The organism is Parasphingomonas caseinilytica (genome assembly GCF_036663755.1).
Lineage (GTDB): Bacteria > Pseudomonadota > Alphaproteobacteria > Sphingomonadales > Sphingomonadaceae > Sphingomonas.
In genome coordinates this window covers 591,830-611,435 of record NZ_JAXOJL010000001.1, presented here as the reverse complement: position 1 = coordinate 611,435, position 19,606 = coordinate 591,830, and the positions used below count along the sequence as shown (strand labels likewise).

The 19,606-nt window shown below is 65.4% G+C and carries 18 protein-coding genes; 16 read left to right on the top strand and 2 right to left on the bottom strand.

Features of this window, described 5'->3' with window-relative positions; all coding sequences use genetic code 11:
• Nucleotides 1-58 precede the first annotated feature (58 nt).
• From nuoH to U1738_RS02750, 12 genes are all read left to right on the top strand, one after another.
• On the top strand, nucleotides 59-1,231 hold the full coding sequence (nuoH, locus tag U1738_RS02805) for an NADH-quinone oxidoreductase subunit NuoH (RefSeq protein ID WP_332787501.1): 1,173 nt from the start codon (nucleotides 59-61) through the stop codon (nucleotides 1,229-1,231).
• Complete coding sequence (nuoI, locus tag U1738_RS02800) at nucleotides 1,228-1,713, top strand: NADH-quinone oxidoreductase subunit NuoI (protein ID WP_332787500.1); 486 nt, start codon at nucleotides 1,228-1,230, stop codon at nucleotides 1,711-1,713. The genes nuoH and nuoI overlap by 4 nt, the downstream gene beginning before the upstream one ends.
• 33 nt (nucleotides 1,714-1,746) lie before the next feature.
• A complete protein-coding gene (locus tag U1738_RS02795; RefSeq protein ID WP_055778675.1) occupies nucleotides 1,747-2,358 on the top strand; it encodes an NADH-quinone oxidoreductase subunit J in 612 nt (203 codons plus the stop codon).
• A 46-nt stretch (nucleotides 2,359-2,404) separates the two neighbouring features.
• The gene (gene nuoK, locus U1738_RS02790) at nucleotides 2,405-2,710 is read left to right on the top strand and encodes an NADH-quinone oxidoreductase subunit NuoK (RefSeq protein WP_055778679.1); all 306 of its coding nucleotides are present in this window, start codon (nucleotides 2,405-2,407) and stop codon (nucleotides 2,708-2,710) included.
• Nucleotides 2,711-2,717: 7 nt separating this feature from the next.
• Nucleotides 2,718-4,838 (top strand): NADH-quinone oxidoreductase subunit L, encoded by a 2,121-nt coding sequence (nuoL, locus tag U1738_RS02785; RefSeq protein ID WP_332787499.1) that lies wholly within the window; start codon nucleotides 2,718-2,720, stop codon nucleotides 4,836-4,838.
• Nucleotides 4,835-4,957 (top strand): hypothetical protein, encoded by a 123-nt coding sequence (locus tag U1738_RS02780; protein ID WP_332787498.1) that lies wholly within the window; start codon nucleotides 4,835-4,837, stop codon nucleotides 4,955-4,957. The genes nuoL and U1738_RS02780 overlap by 4 nt, the downstream gene beginning before the upstream one ends.
• Complete coding sequence (locus U1738_RS02775; RefSeq protein WP_332787497.1) at nucleotides 4,954-6,495, top strand: NADH-quinone oxidoreductase subunit M; 1,542 nt, start codon at nucleotides 4,954-4,956, stop codon at nucleotides 6,493-6,495. Before U1738_RS02780 ends, U1738_RS02775 begins: the two co-directional genes overlap by 4 nt.
• Entirely contained in the window at nucleotides 6,492-7,937 is a 1,446-nt protein-coding gene (gene nuoN, locus U1738_RS02770; RefSeq protein WP_332787496.1) for an NADH-quinone oxidoreductase subunit NuoN, read from the top strand. The genes U1738_RS02775 and nuoN overlap by 4 nt, the downstream gene beginning before the upstream one ends.
• Nucleotides 7,938-7,981: 44 nt before the next feature.
• The gene (locus U1738_RS02765) at nucleotides 7,982-8,803 is read left to right on the top strand and encodes a biotin--[acetyl-CoA-carboxylase] ligase (protein ID WP_332787495.1); all 822 of its coding nucleotides are present in this window, start codon (nucleotides 7,982-7,984) and stop codon (nucleotides 8,801-8,803) included.
• A gap of 103 nt (nucleotides 8,804-8,906) precedes the next feature.
• A complete protein-coding gene (locus tag U1738_RS02760) occupies nucleotides 8,907-9,689 on the top strand; it encodes a type III pantothenate kinase (RefSeq protein ID WP_332787494.1) in 783 nt (260 codons plus the stop codon).
• A 185-nt stretch (nucleotides 9,690-9,874) separates the two neighbouring features.
• On the top strand, nucleotides 9,875-11,455 hold the full coding sequence (locus U1738_RS02755; protein WP_332788206.1) for a ribonuclease J: 1,581 nt from the start codon (nucleotides 9,875-9,877) through the stop codon (nucleotides 11,453-11,455).
• 8 nt (nucleotides 11,456-11,463) lie between these two features.
• On the top strand, nucleotides 11,464-11,733 hold the full coding sequence (locus U1738_RS02750; protein WP_332788205.1) for a DUF1467 family protein: 270 nt from the start codon (nucleotides 11,464-11,466) through the stop codon (nucleotides 11,731-11,733).
• Between the two features lie 205 nt (nucleotides 11,734-11,938).
• Here the strand turns inward: U1738_RS02750 and U1738_RS02745 are convergent, their stop codons facing one another.
• Nucleotides 11,939-14,260 (bottom strand): hypothetical protein, encoded by a 2,322-nt coding sequence (locus U1738_RS02745; protein WP_332787493.1) that lies wholly within the window; start codon nucleotides 14,258-14,260, stop codon nucleotides 11,939-11,941.
• A gap of 82 nt (nucleotides 14,261-14,342) precedes the next feature.
• Here U1738_RS02745 and U1738_RS02740 point away from each other — a divergent pair, with 82 nt between their 5' ends.
• From U1738_RS02740 to U1738_RS02725, 4 genes are all read left to right on the top strand, one after another.
• Complete coding sequence (locus U1738_RS02740; protein ID WP_332787492.1) at nucleotides 14,343-14,636, top strand: Hpt domain-containing protein; 294 nt, start codon at nucleotides 14,343-14,345, stop codon at nucleotides 14,634-14,636.
• 71 nt (nucleotides 14,637-14,707) lie between these two features.
• Entirely contained in the window at nucleotides 14,708-15,889 is a 1,182-nt protein-coding gene (locus U1738_RS02735) for a hypothetical protein (RefSeq protein ID WP_332787491.1), read from the top strand.
• 35 nt (nucleotides 15,890-15,924) lie between these two features.
• Nucleotides 15,925-17,064, top strand: coding sequence for a DUF2336 domain-containing protein (locus U1738_RS02730; RefSeq protein ID WP_332787490.1), 1,140 nt, complete (start codon nucleotides 15,925-15,927; stop codon nucleotides 17,062-17,064).
• Nucleotides 17,061-18,449, top strand: coding sequence for a sensor histidine kinase (locus U1738_RS02725; RefSeq protein ID WP_332787489.1), 1,389 nt, complete (start codon nucleotides 17,061-17,063; stop codon nucleotides 18,447-18,449). The genes U1738_RS02730 and U1738_RS02725 overlap by 4 nt, the downstream gene beginning before the upstream one ends.
• On the opposite strand, the gene U1738_RS02720 is transcribed toward U1738_RS02725, so the two are convergent.
• A complete protein-coding gene (locus U1738_RS02720) occupies nucleotides 18,415-19,494 on the bottom strand; it encodes an AI-2E family transporter (protein ID WP_332787488.1) in 1,080 nt (359 codons plus the stop codon). The two genes, U1738_RS02725 and U1738_RS02720, sit on opposite strands and share 35 nt — an antisense overlap.
• Nucleotides 19,495-19,606 lie beyond the last annotated feature (112 nt).

Here is a 19,606-nt window from a genome sequence, read left to right as displayed (position 1 = left end):
ATGCGCTTCGTAACATGGCGGCCCCGGCCTTCGCCGGGGTGACGTTGGAGTGGGTCAAATGACCGCGTTCTTCCAATCCTTCGGCATGGAATATGGCTGGGCGTGGTTCACCTCCACCATCATCGGCATCCTCGTGATCGCGTTGCCGCTGATGCTGGCGGTGGCGATGATCATCTATGCCGATCGCAAGATCTGGGCAGCGATGGCGCTGCGCCGCGGGCCGAATGTGGTCGGGCCGTTCGGGCTGCTACAATCGTTCGCGGACGGCCTGAAAGTGTTCCTGCAGGAAACCATCGTGCCGACGGCGGCAAACAAGGTGCTCTTCCTGCTCGCGCCGATCATCACCTTCACGGTCGCGTTGATCGTGTGGGCGGTGGTGCCGTTCCAGGTCGGCGTGGTGCTGGCGAACATCAATGTCGGCCTGCTGTACGTGCTCGCGGCGTCGTCGCTCGGCGTGTACGGGATTATCCTGGCGGGCTGGTCGTCCAACTCGAAATACCCGTTCTTCTCGGCGATCCGCGCGGCGGCGCAGATGGTGAGTTACGAAGTCGCGATCGGGTTCGTGCTGATCTCGATCGTCTTGTGGACCGGCAGCTTCAACCTGACGGCGATCGTCGAGGGGCAGAAGGGTCTGTACGGCTTCGTCAACGGTTATGCGTTCAACCCGCTGCTGTTCCCGATGGCGATCGTGTTCTTCATCTCCTCGCTGGCAGAGACGCAGCGCGCGCCGTTCGATCTGACCGAGGCGGAGAGCGAACTCGTCGCCGGGTACCAGACCGAATATTCGTCGATGTCATTCGCGCTCTACTGGCTCGGCGAATATGCCAACGTCATCCTGATGTGCACGCTGAACGCGACGCTCTTCTGGGGTGGGTATCTGCCGCCGTTCGACTGGGCGCCATTGTATCTGGTGCCGGGGATCATCTGGCTGTTCGCCAAGATCCTGTTCTTCTTCTTCGCGTTCAGCTGGGTGAAGGCGACGGTACCGCGCTATCGCTACGACCAGTTGATGCGGCTGGGGTGGAAGGTGTTCCTGCCGCTGTCGCTGTTCTGGGTTTTCCTGGTGTCCGGCTTCCTGATGCTGACCCGCGTCGGCACCGAGTGCAGCCCGGCGGAGCGCGTGTATCTCAAGCAATATGCGACGGGCTTCTACGACGCCCAGCGTCCGCAATATCCGACCGACGGCGTGTGTCGTGACAAGGTCGTTACCAAATCGGAGGCCAGCTCGTGAGCATCGGTCAGTACGTCAAGGCGTTCACATTGTGGGAGTTCGTCAAGGCGCATGCCCTGACGTTGAAATACTTCTTCAAGGCGAAGGCGACGATCAACTATCCGTTTGAGAAGAACCCGATCTCTCCGCGCTTCCGGGGCGAGCATGTGCTGCGCCGGTATCCGAACGGCGAGGAACGCTGCATCGCGTGCAAATTGTGCGAGGCTGTGTGCCCGGCGCAGGCGATCACGATCGAGGCCGAGCCGCGTGACGACGGATCGCGCCGCACGACGCGCTACGATATCGATATGACCAAGTGCATCTTCTGCGGCCTGTGCCAGGAAGCATGCCCGGTCGATGCGGTGGTCGAGGGTCCGAACTTCGAATATGCGACGGAAACGCGCGAGGAACTGATCTACGACAAGGCGAAACTGCTCGCCAATGGCGATCGGTGGGAGCGCGCGATCGCGGCGAACCTTGCCGCCGATGCGCCGTACCGTTAAGCGCGCGACAACTCTGAGGGGCACACAGATTCCGTGATCCAAGCCATAGCCTTTTACCTGTTCGCCGCGATGGTGATCGTGTCGGGAGCGTTGACCATTACGGCGCGCAACCCGGTGCATGCCGTGCTGTGGCTGATCCTGGCCTTCTTCAATGCCGCAGGGCTGATGGTGCTGGTCGGTGCCGAGTTCATCGCGATGCTGCTGGTGATCGTCTATGTCGGTGCGGTCGCGGTGCTGTTCCTGTTCGTCGTGATGATGCTCAACATCGATTTCGCCGAATTGCGGCAAGGTTTCGCGCGCTATGCGGCGATCGGGCTCGTGCTGGCGATCGCGCTGGCGGCCGAGATCATGATCGCGTTCGGCGCGTGGAGCGCGGGCGGGTTGCAACTGTCGCGACGCGCGGCGGTGATCGACAATGCGGTGCCGAACATCGAGGCGATCGGGCAATTGCTCTACACGCGCTATCTGTTCGTGTTCGAAGGCGCGGGGCTCGTGCTGCTCGTCGCGATGATCGGGGCGATCGTGCTGACGCATCGCGAGCGTGGCGGCGTACGCGGGCAGAATATCGCGCGTCAGGTGGCGCGCCGTCCGCAGGATGCGACGCGCAATACGCAGCCGGGCGTCGGCCAGGGGGTGGAATTGTGATCCTTCGACAGGCTCAGGACGTACGGTTCAGCGGAGTGCTTCGCACGTGATTGGTTTGACGCACTATCTGGTCGTCGCGGCGATCCTCTTCGCCTTGGGCGTGGTGGGCATCATCGCCAACCGCAAGAATTTGATCGTCATGTTGATGGCGGTGGAATTGATCCTGCTAAGCGTGAACCTGAACTTCGTCGCTTTCTCCAGCTATCTGCATGACCTGGTTGGACAAGTGTTCGCGATGTTCGTGCTGACCGTCGCGGCGGGCGAGGCGGCGATCGGCCTGGCCATTCTGGTGATCTATTTCCGTGGGCGCGGGACCATTTCGGTCGATGACGTCAACCGGATGAAGGGGTGATCGAGTAGTGAACGCGATCCTCTTCGTCGTCTTCCTGCCGCTGCTGGCCGCGATTGTCGCGGGCCTCGGCCGCAACGTGATCGGGCTGGTGCCGTCCAAGGTGATCACCACCGGTGCGCTGTTCCTGTCCTGCGCGCTGAGCTGGCCGATCTTCCTGGAGTTCATCAATGGCAGCGCCGAGGCGTATGTCGTGCCGGTGCTGCACTTCATCCATTCCGGCGACATGGACGTCTCCTGGGCGCTGAAGGTAGATGCGCTGACCGCGGTGATGCTGGTCGTCGTCACCAGCGTTTCGGCGCTCGTCCATCTCTATAGCTGGGGCTATATGTCCGAGGACGACAGCCAGCCGCGCTTCTTCGCATATCTGTCGCTGTTCACCTTCGCGATGCTGATGCTGGTGACGGCCAACAACCTCGTGCAGATGTTCTTCGGCTGGGAAGGCGTCGGTCTCGCCAGCTATCTGCTGATCGGCTTCTGGTTCAAGAAGCCGAGCGCCAATGCCGCCGCGATCAAGGCGTTCGTCGTCAACCGCGTCGGCGATCTCGGCTTCATGCTGGGCATCTTCGGCACGTTCCTGGTGTTCGGCACCGTCTCGATCCCCGAAATCCTCGCCGCCGCGCCGGGCATGGCGGGATCGACGATCGGCTTCCTGGGCCATCGCTTCGATACGATGACCGTTCTTTGTCTTCTGCTATTCGTCGGCGCGATGGGCAAATCGGCGCAGCTCGGCCTGCACACATGGTTGCCGGACGCGATGGAAGGCCCGACGCCGGTGTCGGCGCTGATCCACGCCGCGACGATGGTCACGGCCGGCGTATTCATGGTGTGCCGCCTGTCGCCGATGTTCGAAACATCGCCCGTGGCGCTGGGTGTCGTGACCACGGTGGGTGCGGCGACGTGCCTGTTCGCCGCGACCTGCGGTCTGGTGCAGACCGATATCAAGCGCGTAATCGCCTATTCGACCTGCTCGCAGCTCGGTTATATGTTCTTCGCGGCCGGCGTCGGCGCGTATGGCGCGGCGATGTTCCACCTGTTCACGCACGCCTTCTTCAAGGCGTTGCTGTTCCTCGGCGCGGGTTCGGTGATCCATGCGATGCATCACGAACAGGACATGCGTTATTATGGCGGCTTGCGGAAAAGCATTCCGGTCACGTTCTGGGCGATGATGGCGGGCACGCTGGCGATCACCGGCGTCGGCCTGCCGGCGGTGTTCGGTAACACCCTTGCGATCGGTTTCGCCGGCTTCCATTCGAAGGACGCGATCATCGAAGGCGCCTGGGCTGCGGGTCGGCCTGGCGTGTGGCTGGTCGGCGTATTGGTCGCGTTACTGACGAGCTTCTATTCGTGGCGGCTGATGTTCCTGACCTTCTACGGCGCGCCGCGCTGGGCACAGTCGGAGCATATCCAGCATGCGATCCATGACGCGCATGGGCATCACGATGCGCACGGCCAAGATGCGCATCATGCCGATCACCACGCCGATCATGACGATCAGTCGATCGAGGACACGACAGCGCATCCGCACACGCATGACGCCCACGCGCATGATGTGGCGGAAGGGACGGGTGGCTATCATCCGCATGAAAGCCCGCTGCCGATGCTGATTCCGCTGATCGTATTGTCGATCGGTGCGATCGCGGCCGGCTTCGCATTCCACGGCTTCTTCATCGAGCCCGATGCGGGCGAGCGGTTCTGGCACAATGCGATCGCGTTCCGCGAACATCTGATGCACGAGATGCACGGCGTGCCGACGGCGATCAAACTGAGCGCGACGATCGCGATGCTGCTCGGCCTGTGGACCGCGTGGATGGCGTATATCCGCAATCCGGGCTTCCCGGCGAAACTCGCCGCGCAGTTCAGCGTGATCTACGATTTCCTGCTGCACAAATGGTATTTCGACGAGCTGTATCACCTGATCTTCGTGCGCCCGGCGTTCGCGATCGGACGGTTGTTCTGGCACCGTGGCGACGAACAGACGATCGATCGCTTCGGGCCGAACGGCTCGGCGTGGCTGGTGCAACAGGGCACGCGCGTCACCGCCAAGGTGCAAACGGGGTATCTCTATAGCTATGCGTTCGTCATGCTGATCGGCCTGACCGCCGCGATTACCTGGGCGATTTCCCAATGAGCGGCGTTCCGAACATCGTCGTCCCGGCGCAGGCCGGGACCGCCGGGATGCCGGGTGATTGGCTTGCCACAAACGCAGCGGCCCCGGCCTGCGCCGGGGTGACGGGAGACGTGTCGTGAGCGGGTTCCCGATCCTCACGGTCATGCTGGCGATCCCGGCGGTCGCGGCGGTGGCATGCCTGTTCGTTTCGGCCAACACCGCGCGGTGGCTGGCTCTGGCGGCGACGCTGGTGGATTTCGTGCTCGGCATCGGGCTGTGGACGCAGTTCGATATCGGCGGGCCACAATGGCAGTTCGTCGAGCATGCCGGGTCGCTCGGTGTGTTCGACTGGAAGCTCGGCATCGACGGGTTCGCGCTGCTGCTGATCATGCTCAGCGTGTTCCTGATGCCGATCTGCATCGGCGCGAGCTGGGTCGCGATCACCAAGCGCGTGCCGGAATATATGGCGGCGTTCCTGCTGACCGAAGTGCTGATGATCGGCACGTTCGCGGCGCAGGATCTGTTCCTGTTCTACATCTTCTTCGAAGCCGGCCTGATCCCGATGTACCTGATCATCGGCATCTGGGGCGGGGCGAACCGGATCTACGCGAGCTACAAATTCTTCCTCTACACGTTGCTCGGATCGGTGTTGATGCTGGTCGCGATGCTGTGGATGGTGAACTATGCCGGCACGAGCGATATCCCGACGCTGATGAACACCGATTTCCCGGCGCATGCGCAGACCTGGCTGTGGCTGGCATTCTTCGCCTCGTTCGCGGTGAAGATGCCGATGTGGCCGGTGCATACCTGGTTGCCGGATGCGCACGTGCAGGCGCCGACGGCCGGGTCGGTGATTCTGGCCGGCGTGCTGCTGAAGCTCGGCGGTTACGGTTTCCTGCGTTTCTCGCTGCCGATGTTCCCGGAGGCTTCGGCGCAGCTCACTTGGCTGATCCTGACGCTGTCGGCGGTGGCGGTGATCTATACCTCGCTCGTGGCGCTGGTGCAGTCGGACATGAAGAAGCTGATCGCCTATTCCTCCGTCGCGCACATGGCGATCGTGACGATCGGCCTGTTCGCTTTCAACCAGCAGGGCATCGAGGGCGCGATGATGGTCATGCTGTCGCATGGCCTGGCGTCGGGTGCGTTGTTCCTGTGCGTCGGCGTGATCTACGACCGGTTGCACACGCGCGAGATCGATCGCTACGGCGGCCTCGCGATCAACATGCCGCGCTATGCATTGTTCTTCCTGCTCTTCACGATGGCGTCGATCGGCCTGCCGGGGACGAGCGGGTTCGTCGGCGAATTCCTGTCGCTGATGGGCACGTACAAGGTTTCGACCTGGGCGACGTTGCTGTGCACGACCGGCATCATTCTGGGCGCGGCGTACATGCTGTATCTGTACCGTCGCGTGGTGTTCGGCGATCTGGTCAAGGACGACGTCAAGGCGATGCCGGACCTCAGCCTGCGCGAGATCGCGTTGCTGGCGCCGATCGCCGCCGTCATTCTGTGGATGGGCGTCTATCCGGAAAGCTTCATGGCGCCGATGCGCGGTGACGTCTCCGCTCTGGTCGCCCGCGTGGCGCGCGCCGCGCCGGCCGGGGACAGCAAGCCGACGATAGGAAAGGCACCGGCGGTCATGCCCGCGCATGCCGGGGAACACGCCGGGGATCATAAATGAGCACGTCCGCCAATCTGTTGTTGACCCTGCCGGAGATCGTGCTGGCGCTTGGCGCGCTGGCACTGATGATGGTGTCCGCCTGGGGCGGGCAGGCGTCGACCGAGGCCGTGTCCTGGACTGCGGTCGCGGTGCTGGCAGGCGCGGGCATCGCGCTGGTCGGCCCGAGCTCGCATGGCGGGTTGGCCTTTGACGGCCTGTATCATGCCGATGCGTTCGGCGCGTTCGCCAAGGTACTGATCTATATCGCGGCAGCCGTCGCCATCATCATGGCACCGCGCTTCTTCGAACGCAGCACCGGCGACGATCTGCGCCCGGAATATCCGGTGCTGATCCTGCTGTCCGCCGTGGGCATGGGCATGATGGTGTCGGCGGGCGATCTGCTGACGCTCTATGTCGGGCTCGAACTGCAGAGCCTTGCCGCCTATGTGCTGGCGAGCTTCATGCGGCGTGACACGCGCTCGGCCGAAGCGGGCCTCAAATATTTCGTGTTGGGCGCGCTGGCGAGCGGCATCCTGCTTTACGGTATCTCGCTGATCTACGGGTTCAGCGGTTCGACTACGTTCGACCAGATCTCGGCTGCCTATGCCGGCAGCAAGTCGCTCGGGCTGACGTTCGGGCTGGTGTTCGTCTTCGCAGGGCTGGCGTTCAAGATCAGTGCGGTGCCGTTCCATATGTGGACGCCGGACGTATACGAAGGCGCGCCGACGCCGGTGACGGCATTCTTCGCCAGCGCGCCCAAGGTGGCGGCCATGGCCATGGCGGTGCGCGTCGCGATCGAGGCGATGGGCCCGGCGACCGATGCGTGGCGGCAGATCGTGATCTTCGCGGCCCTGGCGTCGATCATCCTGGGTGCGGTCGCGGCGATCGGGCAGAGCAATATCAAGCGGCTGCTGGCCTATTCGTCGATCAACAATGTCGGTTTCATGCTGGTCGGCCTCGCCGCCGGCACGGAAGCGGGCATTGCCTCGGTGCTGTTCTATCTGACCGTTTACGTCGTGATGACGCTCGGCAGCTTCCTCGTCGTGCTGCAGATGCGCGATGCAGGCGGTCAGCCGGTCGAGACGATCGCAAGCCTGTCCGGCCTGTCGCAGACGCGGCCCGGTCTGGCGGCGGCACTGGCGATCTTCATGTTCTCGCTGGCCGGTATTCCGCCGTTGCTCGGGTTCAACGCCAAGCTGGCGGTGTTCAAGGCGGCGGTGGATGGCGGACTGTATCCGCTGGCGGTGGCGGGCTTCGTCGCATCTGTGATCGGCGCATATTATTATCTGCGCATCGTCAAGGTGATGTATTTCGACGATCCGGCGCCGGAATTCGAGCGCGGCGGCAGCGTGGTCGAAGGCGGGCTGATCGCCGCAGCGGCGGTGTTCGTCTCGCCGATCGGCTGGGTGCTACTCGCGCCGCTGGGTGTGCTGACGCTGAGCGCGGCACAGTCACTGTTCTGAGCAACATCCGCACCGTCGCGGAGACGGGATCGACCAATGCCGACATGCTGGGGCTGGCGCGTAGTGGCGTAGCGGAAGGCCTGTGGTTGCGGGCCGAGCGGCAGTCGAGCGGACGCGGCCGGCAGGGACGGGCTTGGGTTTCGCCGGTCGGCAATTTGAGCGCCAGCACTTTGGTGCGGTTGCGGGCGACCGATCCGCAGGCGGCGACATTGGCTTTGGTTGCGGCGGTGGCGTTGGAGGAGGCGGTGGCCGTCTATCTCAAGCCCCTCCCCTTAAGGAGAGGGGTTGGGGTGGGGCCTATCCGCGAGTCCCCGCACCGCCATCTTCGGCACGGCCCCACCCCCAACCCAGCGTCAGGTCGGTCCGGCCCCCGGCCGGACCTGAACCGCATGGGGCGCGGTTCACCTGACGCTCCTGAAGGGGAGGGGCTTAAGGCGTTGCTCAAATGGCCCAACGACCTCCTCATCGATGGGGCGAAGGTGTCCGGTATCCTGCTGGAACGCGCCGATGACGCGGTGGTGATCGGTATCGGGGTCAATCTGGCGCATCATCCCGAAGGATTGGAGCGGCCGACGACGAGCCTCGCCGCGCAGGGCGTGACGCCGGATCCGGCGGAGTTTCTCGAAACGCTGGCGGAATGCTTCGCGCGTTGGTTGTCGCGTTGGAGAGGCGAGGGGATCGCGCCGGTGCGTGCGCGCTGGCTGGAGCGTGCGCATCCGATCGGCACCGCGCTGACCGCAGCGTTGCCCGATGGCAGTGCGGTCGATGGATTGTTTCAGGGGTTGGACGCGGACGGCGCGCTGATCCTGCGCTTGGCGGATGGCACGGCGCGTGTCATTCACGCCGCCGATGTGTTCCTGATATGACTCCCGTCTCCGTTCGTTTCGAGCGTAGTCGAGAAACTGTTCCGGAACGCCCAACTTCCGTGTCTCGACTGCGCTCGACACGAACGGTGAGGAACTGACGCCGATGCTGCTCGCGATCGATGCCGGCAATACCAATGTCGTGTTCGCCCTGGTGGAAGCCGGAGCGATCAAGGCGCGCTGGCGCATCGCGACCGATCCGCGCCGCACCGCCGACGAATATGCCGTCTGGCTCAGCCAGTTGCTGAGTCTGGAGGGGTATGATCGCAGGCAAGTGACCGGCGTGATCATCGCCACCGTCGTGCCACGCGCGCTGCACAATCTGCAGGTGCTGGCGCGCAAATATTTCGGGGGCGAGCCGCTGATTGCCGGTGAGCCGCCGGTCGAATGGGGCATGGCGCTGGACGTGGACGAGCCGCGCTCGGTCGGGGCGGATCGCGCGGTCACGATGATCGCGGCGCACGCGCTGCATCCGGGCGATCTGATCGTGATCGATTTCGGCACCGCGACGACATTCGACGTGGTCGATTATTCCGGCGCGTATAAGGGCGGGATCATCGCGCCGGGGATCAACCTGTCGCTGGACGCGCTGGTGACGGCCGCCGCCAAGCTGCCGCGTATCGCGATCGAGGCACCAGTCGGCACCAGCGTGATCGGGCGCGACACGGTCAGCCAGATGCATATCGGCATCTATTGGGGCTATGTCGCGATGATCGAGGGGCTGGTCGCGCGCATGAAGGCGGAGGTCGGGCGGCCGGTGAAGGTGATCGCGACCGGCGGCCTAGCGACGCTGTTCGAGAAGCAGACCGATGTTTTCGACGTCATCGAAGGCGACCTGACCATTCAGGGGCTGGCGATGCTGTGGGATCGCGCCCATATAGACGCATAAGAGTTTCGAGTGCGCGCCCTTCGTTGCGGCGCCCCGCTCTTCCTCAACGAAATCAATCGCGCCTGACCGCGCACCACCTGCCGTCCGCCAAGATGCGGTCAAACGGCTGAATTAGAAAGACAATAGTGACTAATCCAAAGAAAGAACTCCTCTACGTCGCGCTCGGCGGCTCCGGTGAAATCGGCATGAACGTCAACCTGTACGGGTGTGACGGCAAATGGGTGATGGTGGATTGCGGCGTGACGTTCGCCGATCCGCAATATCCCGGCATCGACCTGATCCTGCCCGATCTCGCCTTCATCGAGGAGCGGCTCGACGATCTGGTCGGCATCGTGCTGACGCACGGGCATGAGGATCATATCGGGGCGCTGCCGTATCTGGCCGAGGATCTCGGCGTGCCGCTCTATGCGACACCGTTCACCGCCGGCCTGATCCGTGGCAAGCTGGACGAGGAAGGCAATGCCGCGCGCGTCAAGCTGAAGACCATTCCGGTCGGCGAGAGCTTCGACCTCGGGCCGTTCCACTTCACCTTCGTGCCGATGGCGCATTCCATTCCCGAACCGAGCGCGCTGCTGATCGATACGCCTTATGGGTGCATCTTCCACACCGGCGACTGGAAGCTGGATAATTCCCCGCAGGTCGGCAGCCCGGCCACGCCCGCGCAGCTGGAAGCGATCGGCGATAGCGGCATTCTGGCTTTGGTGTGCGATTCCACCAATGTGTTCAACACCGAGGCTTCGGGGTCCGAGGCGGATGTCCGGACCGGTCTGATGGAGACGGTGGCGAAGGCTCGCGGCCGCGTGCTGGTGACGTCGTTCGCGTCGAATGCCGCGCGCCTGCACACGCTGGGCGAAGTGGCGCGCGAGACGGGGCGCAAATTGTGCGTCGCCGGTCGCTCGCTCGATCGTATCCTGAAGGTGGCGAAGGCGACCGGATATCTGAAAGATTTCCCCGAGACGATCGATCCCGAGGCGGCGATGCGGCTACCGGCCAACAAGCTGCTGGTGATCGCGACCGGCGGGCAGGGCGAGGAGCGCGCGGCGCTCGGCCGGGTCGCGGCGGGGTCGCATCCGATCTCGCTCGATGCGGGCGATACGGTGATCTTCTCTTCGAAGCAGATTCCGGGCAACGAGGTCGCGATCGGCCTGATCCAGAACAAGCTGGCGGCGAAAGGCGTGGTGATGATCACCGATCGCCAGGCGCATGTCCACGTCTCGGGCCATCCGGGTCGGCCGGAACTGGCGCAGATGTATCGCTGGATGCGGCCGGAGGTGCTGATCCCGGTGCATGGCGAGATGCGGCACCTGATGGAGCAGGCGCGCTATGGCCTGTCCGAGGGTGTGCCGCGCGCGCTGGTGCAGACCAATGGCGATATCGTGCGGCTGGCGCCGGGCGATCCGGTGAAGATCGGCAATGCGCAGTTCGGGCGGCTCGTGCTCGACGGGGACGTGATCCTGCCGGGTGACGGCCAGACGATCAACGAACGGCGCAAGCTGGCGGTGAACGGGCAGATTTCGGTCGCGGTGGCGATCGACAAGGGCGGTCGCCTGATCGGCGAGCCGCAGGTGCGCCTGCAGGGCATTCCGGTCGAGGAAGACCGTGATCCGTTCATCGACGAGGCGACCGATGCGCTGGTGCAGGCGGTGCGACAGGGCGGGCGTGACCGCGCCAAGCTGCGTGAATCGCTGCGGCTGGCGGTACGCCGGGTGGCGACGCGCTGGACCGGTAAGAAGCCGATCGTCGACGTACTGCTGATCGAGGCCTGACCGTCATGATGAAGTGGACCTCCGCGCTGGCGATCTACTTCCTGTTCTGGTCGCTGTCCGTGTTCCTCGTCCTGCCGTTCGGAGTGCGAACGGCGGACGAGGCCGGTGCGGAGCGCGTTCCGGGGCAAGCCGAAAGCGCGCCGCACGAGTTTCGCGCCGGGCGGATTGCGCTCCGCGTGACGGTGGTGGCGACGGTGCTGTTCGTGCTGTTTCAGCTGAATTATGTTTACGGATGGGTCACGCCGCAGATCATCGACCGGATTTTGCCGGCGGAGTGATTGGGGCGTTTGGCGCACCCTTTGGAATAACAAAGCTGCCGTCATGCTGAACTCGTTTCAGCATCCATCGTGCCGCAAACTCTGTCGTGTGTGCTGAGGGCCGGGGTGGGCTGGCGGGCGATGATGCTCGTGTTGAGCCAATGAGCTTCCCCTTGCTGCATGATGGATCCTGACCTGCGTCAGGGTGACGGCAGCTTTCAAAAGCTTACGTCCGCAGCCGCTCGATCGCTTGTGCCAGCGCCACGTAGAGCTTGCCCATGTCCGACGACAGCAATGTCACGCCCAGCGGTGAGCCGTCGCGTTGGGCGAGGATCGTGCGGAGCATCGCTTCGAAATCGTGGATGTAGCGGTTGACCTGTTCGCGGAAGGCCATGTCGTCGTCGTAGAGGCGGACGATGTCGCGCGCTTCGCCGGTGTCGATCAGGCGCACGGCGCGGCGCGTGAACACGCCGCGGTCGCCCTTCAGATATGCGGCCCAGGCGCTGTCGGTAACTTCGGCCGAGAAGGATTTGGTGATGTCGATCGAGGCCGAATTGAGCGCCTCGATCAACAGCGACACGCGCTTGGCGAGCGAATCCTTGTCCGAACTCTCGCGTTCGGCGCGCTCTTCCTCGAAGCGGCTTTCCACCAAGGCGGTCGAATCGGCGATCGCGAGCATCTGATGGGTCAGGCGATCCGAAACGCGCGCGGCGGCGAGAACGGCGTCGTCGGCGGCGCGCGCGATCGCAGCGATCTGTTGTTCCACCGCGCCCTCGGTCGCGCGGCGCATCGCGGCACCGCTGGCGGCTTCGAGCGCATCGGCAGCCTCGGGGATGACATTTGCCAAGGTTTCGCGCGCGCGATCGGCGGCGGCGCTGGCGGTGTCGCGGACGCGGAGCAGCGCCTCGACCAGGCGCGGCGCGGCTTCCTCGGCGAACAGATTGGTGCGGCCGATCGTCTCGTCGACCATCTGCCCGATCTCGTCGGCCTTGATACGCCCGTTGTTGAGCGTGGCGATCATCGTGCCGGAGAGTTTGTCGAGTATATCGCGCTGGCCGGAGATGACCTGCGCGATCGCCTCGATCGCGTCGTGCGTGCTTTCCGCCGCCGTGACCAAGGCGAGCAGTTCGGGCTTCGCGTCGCTGACTACGCGGCGGCTGCCGGCGACGCGGCTATCGAGGCGCGTGAGGGCGTCGGGCAACGTCTCGTCGATCTCGCGCGCGGCGGCATCGAGCGCGACTAGCAGGTGTTCGGTGGTGTTGATCGTGTTGCGCGCCATGTCGTCGCCGGTCTTCAACGCCTCGGTCATCGCGTCGGCCGAGCCGCCCAGCGCGCTGATCGATGCGGCGAGCGTTTGCGTGCGATCGATGCCCTGACCATGCAAGGCGTCGAGCCGCCCCGACACGCGCGTGATGCCACTGTCGAGTTCGTGAATGATCGCATCGCTGGCGGTGCGTTGGTCGCTCAATCGATCCGCGATCCGGTCGATCAGCGATTCGATCGCGGCGATGCGCGTGGACAGCGCCTCGGCACTGTCATGCCCGACACGATCCAATGCCGCCTGATTGGTGCCGAGCATCGCCAGCATCGCGTCGCCTTGTGCGGCAATGCCCTTGCGGGCTTCGTCGACCGCATCGGCGGTGCGGCCGAGCAGCCCGTCGACCGCTTCCGACATCTGGCCGGTGACCTGTTCGAGCCGTGCGCCGGCGGTCTCGCCGGTGGCCTCCATGCGGGTGATGTGCGCGGCGAGCCGCTGCGCCGCGCCGCTGGCGAGATTGTCCGCCTCGCGACCGCGTTCGGCCAGTGCCGACAATTGCGCATCGAGCGCGGCGGCGTGGGAGGCGGCGGACAGGCCGGTCGTTTCCAGCGACTGCGCGAGATCGCCGGTTTCCTTGTGCGCGCGCGGCAGCATCGCGGTGAGCACGTCGAGTTTGCCGTGCGCCGCCGCCGCCGCTTCGGCAAGCGTGCGGGCGTGGCTGTCGGTCGCCGAGACTTGATCGGCGAGACCGGTGCCGATCGTCGCCAGCTTGGCGGCGGCACCGTCGCCCAGCGCCAGCAGGGTCGTGACCTGTTCGGCGAGCCGGGCGCGGTTGACGTCGATCGTATCGGACAGCGTTGCGACGGCGCGTTCCAGGCTGGCCGCTTCGGCGCGCATCGCGTGGGCGGTGCGGCCGAATCGCTGCGCTTCCGCCGTGCTTGTGCGCAGCGAGAGCAACAGCAGGATGCCGATCAGCGCAGGGGGAACGCACAAGGCGGCGACGAAACCGGCCAGCGCGATGGGCGTGGTGTTACCCAGCGTCGGCCAGGCGAAATAGAGCGCGCCGCCGATCCAGCCGAGCGACACCAGCAGCCCGAGGATCGGCAAGACGATCCCGGCCCAATTGGACGAATCCTCGTAATCGACCATTTCGATATGGTAGGTGGGAGCGGGCGTGGGGGCGGATGCGGGGCCTGTGGCCTCCACGAGATCTTCGAGCAGCAGGTCATCCTCCGGTGCGTTATCCGACCGGTCGGATTTGAAATCGACGATGCGAGAACCCCCGTTCATCCGAACCGTTTACCATGAATCGCGGCACAAGGAAGCGAATAGCGAAACCTTGAATTAAGGGATCGGGCGTTAGGGATGATGGATGGCTTATGATCCCGGTGCAATTGATGCGGCCCTGGCGGCGGCGGTGGGCGACGAACCCGCGCTGATCGCGGAACTGCGCGAGGCGTTTCTCGATAGTGTGCGACGGGGGCTGGATGGTCTGGAGGCCGCGCGCGACGACGATGGCTGGCAAGTGGCTGCGGCCCGGCTGAAAGGCCTGGCGGCGAGCTTCGGCGCGGTGCGGCTGATGGCGCTGGCGATCGAGGCGGCGGATGCGCCGACCCAGGATGCCGGCGTGTTGCGCAAGCTGAAGCGTGCGGTGGAGCGGCTGTAACATCCATCGGGGCGGGCGGGGCTCAACCCCGCCTTTGCCAATCGCAGCCTGACCGCCTAACACCCGCCGCCATGCTGGCTGGACTGATTTTCGCGACCGACGATGCCGATGATCGCCCGGGCATGCTCGCGGCGACGTTGCCTTTCGGCGGACTGACGCTGATCGAATTCCAGGCGCGGTTGCTGGTGTCGGCGGGGGTGAGCCAGATGATCGTGGTCGTCGCGCGGCTGACGCCCGAGCTGCTCGGCGCGATTGCGCGGATCGGGCGGCGCGGTGCGTCGGTGGATGTCGTGCGATCGGCGACCGAGGCGGCGGAGAAATTGCACCCGCTCGCGCGCGTTCTCGTCGTGGCGGACGGTCTGGTCACGACCAGCGACGTGATGGCGGTGATGGCCGAGGATGGCGGCGATGCGCTGCTCACCGTTTCCGATCGCGACGCGTCTCCGGGATTCGAGCGGGTCGGTTCCGAAACCGCCTGGGCGGGGCTGGCGCGGCTGGAGGCGAAGCGGATCGCCGAGGTCGCGGCGATGCCCAAGGATTACGATTTCCAGTCGACGCTGTTGCGCGTCGCGGCGCAGGCCCGGGCGCAGCACATCCCGTTGCTGCCCGGTGCGGCGCGCGGCGCGCATGGTATCGAGCGCGATTCGCGCACGCTGGCGCAGCGCGGCAACGTCATTCTGGCGGCTTTGGTGTCGAAACCCTTGGTGTGGGCGGATCGCTACATCCTCGCACCGCTGGCGCGGTTGGCGCTGCCCCCTTTGATGGCGCGGGTGGTGCCGAGCTGGGCCGTGTGCGCGGGGGGCGTGGTGCTGGGACTGGCGGCGCTGGCGGCGATCCTGTTCGGGTTGATCTGGGGCGGGGTGATTCTGGCGATCGTGGCAAGTTTGGCCTTCACGATCGGCGCGGCGCTGGCATGGCTGCGCGACGAGGAGCCGCTGGCGCGGTTCCAGACCCTTGCGATCCCCGGGCTGGCGGCGCTGTCGGCGTTGCTGATCGGGCATGTTGCGAGCGTCCAGCAGGGGACGGCGACGGGATGGACGCTGGCGATCGCACTGGTCGTGGCGGGGGCGCTGACCGAACGGGCCGCCGGTGCGCGTATGCGGCGGCGCTGGTGGGGCAGCCCGGTTGCGTATCTGCTGACGATCCTGCCCTTCGCGATTGCCGGTCTGCCGCTGATCGCGCTGGCGGCGGCGGCGCTCTACGCCACCGTCACGTTGTCCGCCGCGATCGAGGGCTTTCGCAAAAAGCCTTAGGGCCGTTTTAACGACAATTGCCTAGACCGGCCGTCATGTCGACCAATGTTCGCGACCCGGATGACGGGCTCCTGAAGGGTGCCAGCCTGCTGATCGCGCGTGCGACGGCGGCGGACGACCGCGCGTATCTGCGGCTGGCGGCGGCGATCGACGACTTTTTCCTGCCCGAAGACGCACGGCTCGATGACCGGATGCGCAGCGGCATTGCGGCGGCGCTCACCGCTTTGGTTGCCGGCGTCGAGGGCGCGCTGACCCAGCATGCCGGGCGGTTGCTCGTGGCGCGGGCCGAGCCGGAACTGGCGCTGCGGCTGACTTCTAATACCGCATCGGTGCTCGATCGGCTGGTCGCTGCCGGGCTGTTGCGCGATAGCGATATGATGCGCGAGTTGATCGCGCGGGTGCGGCAGGAGGTGATCGGCGACGCGCTTCCCTCCACGCTGCCCGCGGCGAGCCCGGCCGAACTGGATGCGCCGAGCCTTCTGACGCGGTTGGCCAATCACGGCGATTCCGTGGTTGCGGGCGCGGCGACGGCATTGTTCGCGGCGGAAAGCCGACGGCGCGGCGTGGTCGAAGGTGCGATGCAGACAGACCTGCCGGCCGAATTGCACCACCGGCTCGTCTGGTGGGTGGCGGCAGCGCTGCGGGAACGCTGCGACGCGAGTGGCGACGAGGTTTCCCAGCTCGACAAGGCCCTGGCGGAGGCCGCGGTGCGCAGCCTTTCGGCGCATGACGAGGGCGATCGGCTGGAGGCGGCAGCGATGCGTCTGGCGGTGGCCTATGAGGCCGGGCCGCAAGAGCTGCCGGGTCTGCTGGTCGAAGCGTTGGGCGATCGGCGGATCGCTTTGTTCATTGGCGTGTTGTCGCACGCGGTGGGACTGGATTACGAACAGGGACGCGATATCGTCAGCGATGCGGATGCCGGGCGCTTGTGGCTGGTGCTGCGCGCGCTGGAAACCGATCGTCAGGCGATCGCGCGGATCGGGCTCGCATTGTGCGAAGCCGATCCGCGCCGCGATCTGGAGGAGTTTGCCGATGCCCTGGATGACATCGCCGCTATTCCGGCCGATCGGGCGCGGGTGGCGCTGGCCCCGTTGAAACTGCATCCGGATTATCGCGCGGCGCTTTCCGCGTTGACCCGGGGCGGGGCTGCGTCGGTGCGCGGCGGGCGGGCGTGAACGTGGTCGATCCCGGCCTGCCGCCGGTGCGTGGACTGATCGACCCCGACGGGCGATTGATTGAGGCCGATCAGCGCCTGAACGAACTGAATGCCCGCGCCGGCGGGGCGATCGGGCAGGCGGTCGCCATTCCGCCGATCGCGACGCTCTCGCGGCTGGCGCAGCGGCTCGGGATACTCATCTCGCGTGCCGTGGTGGCGGGCGATGGCGACGGCGATGTCGATCTGTGGGTGAAGGCCGATCCGACGTCGCAGGGCGTGCGGCTGGAAATCACCGGCTGGCGGATGCGTGCGGCGTGGCGGCCCGGCGCGTCGGATGACGAACGCGACGGCGATTTCCTGCGCAGCGGTGCGGACTGGCTGTGGGAATCGGATGCGTCGTTGCGGTTGACGTTCCTGTCGGCGGGGGCTGGCGCGCGGTACGGTTTCGACGTGACCGAGATGTTGGGACAGCCGCTGACCGGATTGTTCGCGCTGGGCGAGGACAAGGAGGGCGCTTTTCCGATCTTGGGCGGGCTCGCGATGCGGCAGCGCTTCGACGATCAGCGCGCGACGCTGCGACCTACGGGACAGGTCGTACGGCTGGCCGCGACGCCGCGAACCGATCGGATGGGCGTGTTTGCTGGGTTTATCGGCGCGGTGCACATGATCGCGCCGGAGCCGGCACGACCCGAACCGGCACTTGCCATTGGCGAGGGCCTGTCGGGCGAGTTCGCTACGCGGCTGGATGCTGCGCTGCGCTTTCCACTCGGCCGGATTATCGCCAATGCCGACAGCATCAATGCGCAATCGGAAGGTCCATTGCGCCAGGATTATGCGGACTACGCCGCCGATATCGCCAATGCCGGGCGGCATCTGATGGGCCTGGTCGACGATCTGGTGGATCTTCAGGCGATCGAACGGCCCGATTTCGTCGTGGCGGTCGAGGCGATCGACCTGATCGACGTGTCGCGCCGCGCCGCCGGCTTGCTCGGCGTGCGCGCGGGCGAGGCCAAGGTGCGGATCGACAAGCCTGCGCTGGAGGATGTGCTGCCCGCCACCGGCGAATTCCGCCGCGCCTTGCAGGTGCTGGTCAATCTGATCGGCAATGCGGTGCGCTATTCGCCCGCGGGCGGCATGGTGTGGATCCGTGCCGAACGCGAGGGCGATATCGCGGCCATCATCGTGGCGGATCAGGGCAAGGGCATCGCCCTGGAGGATCAGGCGCGGATCTTCGAGAAATTCGAGCGTGTTGATGCGCGGGAGCCCGGTGGCAACGGGCTGGGCCTGTATATCGCACGGCGGCTGGCGCGGGCGATGGGCGGCGACATCACGGTGGACAGCGCGCCGGGGCAGGGCGCGCGGTTCGTCTTCACGTTGCCGTATGGGGTGCCGGATCGGCCCTAGCCGGTTCGAGCCATTCCTGCAGTACGAGCAGCAAGGCGGCCATGATCACCGGGCCGACGAACAGCCCAACCAATCCCAGCTCGGCCAGCCCGCCGAACGCGCCGATCATGGCGAGAAGGAACGGCAATTCCACCGCGCTGCCGATCACCGAGGGTTGCACGACATTGTCGCCGATCGTCATGATCGTCGCGCCGAACGCGAACAAAAGCGCGCCGGCCAGCACATGCCCGGTCGATATGAGGATCAGGCTGGCCAGGCCGAAAATCAGCCAGGCCCCGAACGGGATGAGCGCGAGGACGATCGTGAAGGTGGCGAACAGCAACGGCTGGGGCACCCCGGCCACCGCATAGCCAATCCCGATGATCCCACCCTCGACCACCGACACCAGGATCGTGCCGTTGACGGTGGCGCGCACCGCCTCGGTCATGCGACGCAGAAACTCTCCACCGAATTCACCGAACATTCCGACAAAGATTGTGCGTGCCTTCACAGCAATAACCCGCCCGCTGCCGAGCAGGGACACCAAGGCGAGCAGGGTGACGAGGAACAAAGCCGATTCGCGCGCGACCTCGCCGCCGATCGAACGGGTCCAGCCGAGGATCGATCCGGCGCTGAGCGTGCCGAGCAAGGCATTGGCTGCCTGCGGATTGGAAACATGCTCCTGCCAATAGGCGGCAACTCGGGTGCCGATCAGCGGTATGCCGGGCAACCAGGACGGTGCGGCGATGCCGAATTGCTGAGCGTGCTTCAGCCAGGCGATCGCGCCGTCGCTTTCCTGCGCGAGCGTGACCGCCGCAAGCGAGAGCGGCAGGATCACCAGCAGCGCGGTGGCCAGCGTGAAGCCCAGAGCGATCAGGCCGGGATGCCGGGGAAAGCGCTTGGTGGCGCGGCGATACAACGGCCACTCGGCGATCGCTAGCACCGCGGCCCAGGCGATCGGGGTGAGGAATTCCAGCGCCATCCACAGAGCGAGCAGGACGATCGCGATCGTCAGCAGGATCTGGCGTTGATGGACGCCGCTTGATTGGGGTTTTTCGATGGTCACGGGGCTGCCTTCCGGGGTGGATGTTGGCAGATCATCACCCTTGGCGCACTATTAAATCGTGTTCCCTCAAACACCTGCTTCTTCGGCGCGGTTTCAGCGACAAGAAGTGTCT

Excerpts from the sequence above, each read along its gene's own strand:
- U1738_RS02765 (WP_332787495.1), top strand. The coding sequence starts at position 7,982 with ATGCTGGGGCTGGCGCGTAGTGGCGTAGCGGAAGGCCTGTGGTTGCGG.
- U1738_RS02735 (WP_332787491.1), top strand. The coding sequence starts at position 14,708 with ATGCTGGCTGGACTGATTTTCGCGACCGACGATGCCGATGATCGCCCG.
- U1738_RS02755 (WP_332788206.1), top strand. The coding sequence starts at position 9,875 with ATGAACGTCAACCTGTACGGGTGTGACGGCAAATGGGTGATGGTGGAT.
- U1738_RS02730 (WP_332787490.1), top strand. The coding sequence starts at position 15,925 with ATGTCGACCAATGTTCGCGACCCGGATGACGGGCTCCTGAAGGGTGCC.
- nuoH (WP_332787501.1), top strand. The coding sequence starts at position 59 with ATGACCGCGTTCTTCCAATCCTTCGGCATGGAATATGGCTGGGCGTGG.
- U1738_RS02740 (WP_332787492.1), top strand. The coding sequence starts at position 14,343 with ATGGCTTATGATCCCGGTGCAATTGATGCGGCCCTGGCGGCGGCGGTG.
- nuoN (WP_332787496.1), top strand. The coding sequence starts at position 6,492 with ATGAGCACGTCCGCCAATCTGTTGTTGACCCTGCCGGAGATCGTGCTG.
- U1738_RS02745 (WP_332787493.1), bottom strand. The coding sequence starts at position 14,260 with ATGAACGGGGGTTCTCGCATCGTCGATTTCAAATCCGACCGGTCGGAT.
- U1738_RS02750 (WP_332788205.1), top strand. The coding sequence starts at position 11,464 with ATGAAGTGGACCTCCGCGCTGGCGATCTACTTCCTGTTCTGGTCGCTG.
- U1738_RS02780 (WP_332787498.1), top strand. The coding sequence starts at position 4,835 with ATGAGCGGCGTTCCGAACATCGTCGTCCCGGCGCAGGCCGGGACCGCC.
- U1738_RS02760 (WP_332787494.1), top strand. The coding sequence starts at position 8,907 with ATGCTGCTCGCGATCGATGCCGGCAATACCAATGTCGTGTTCGCCCTG.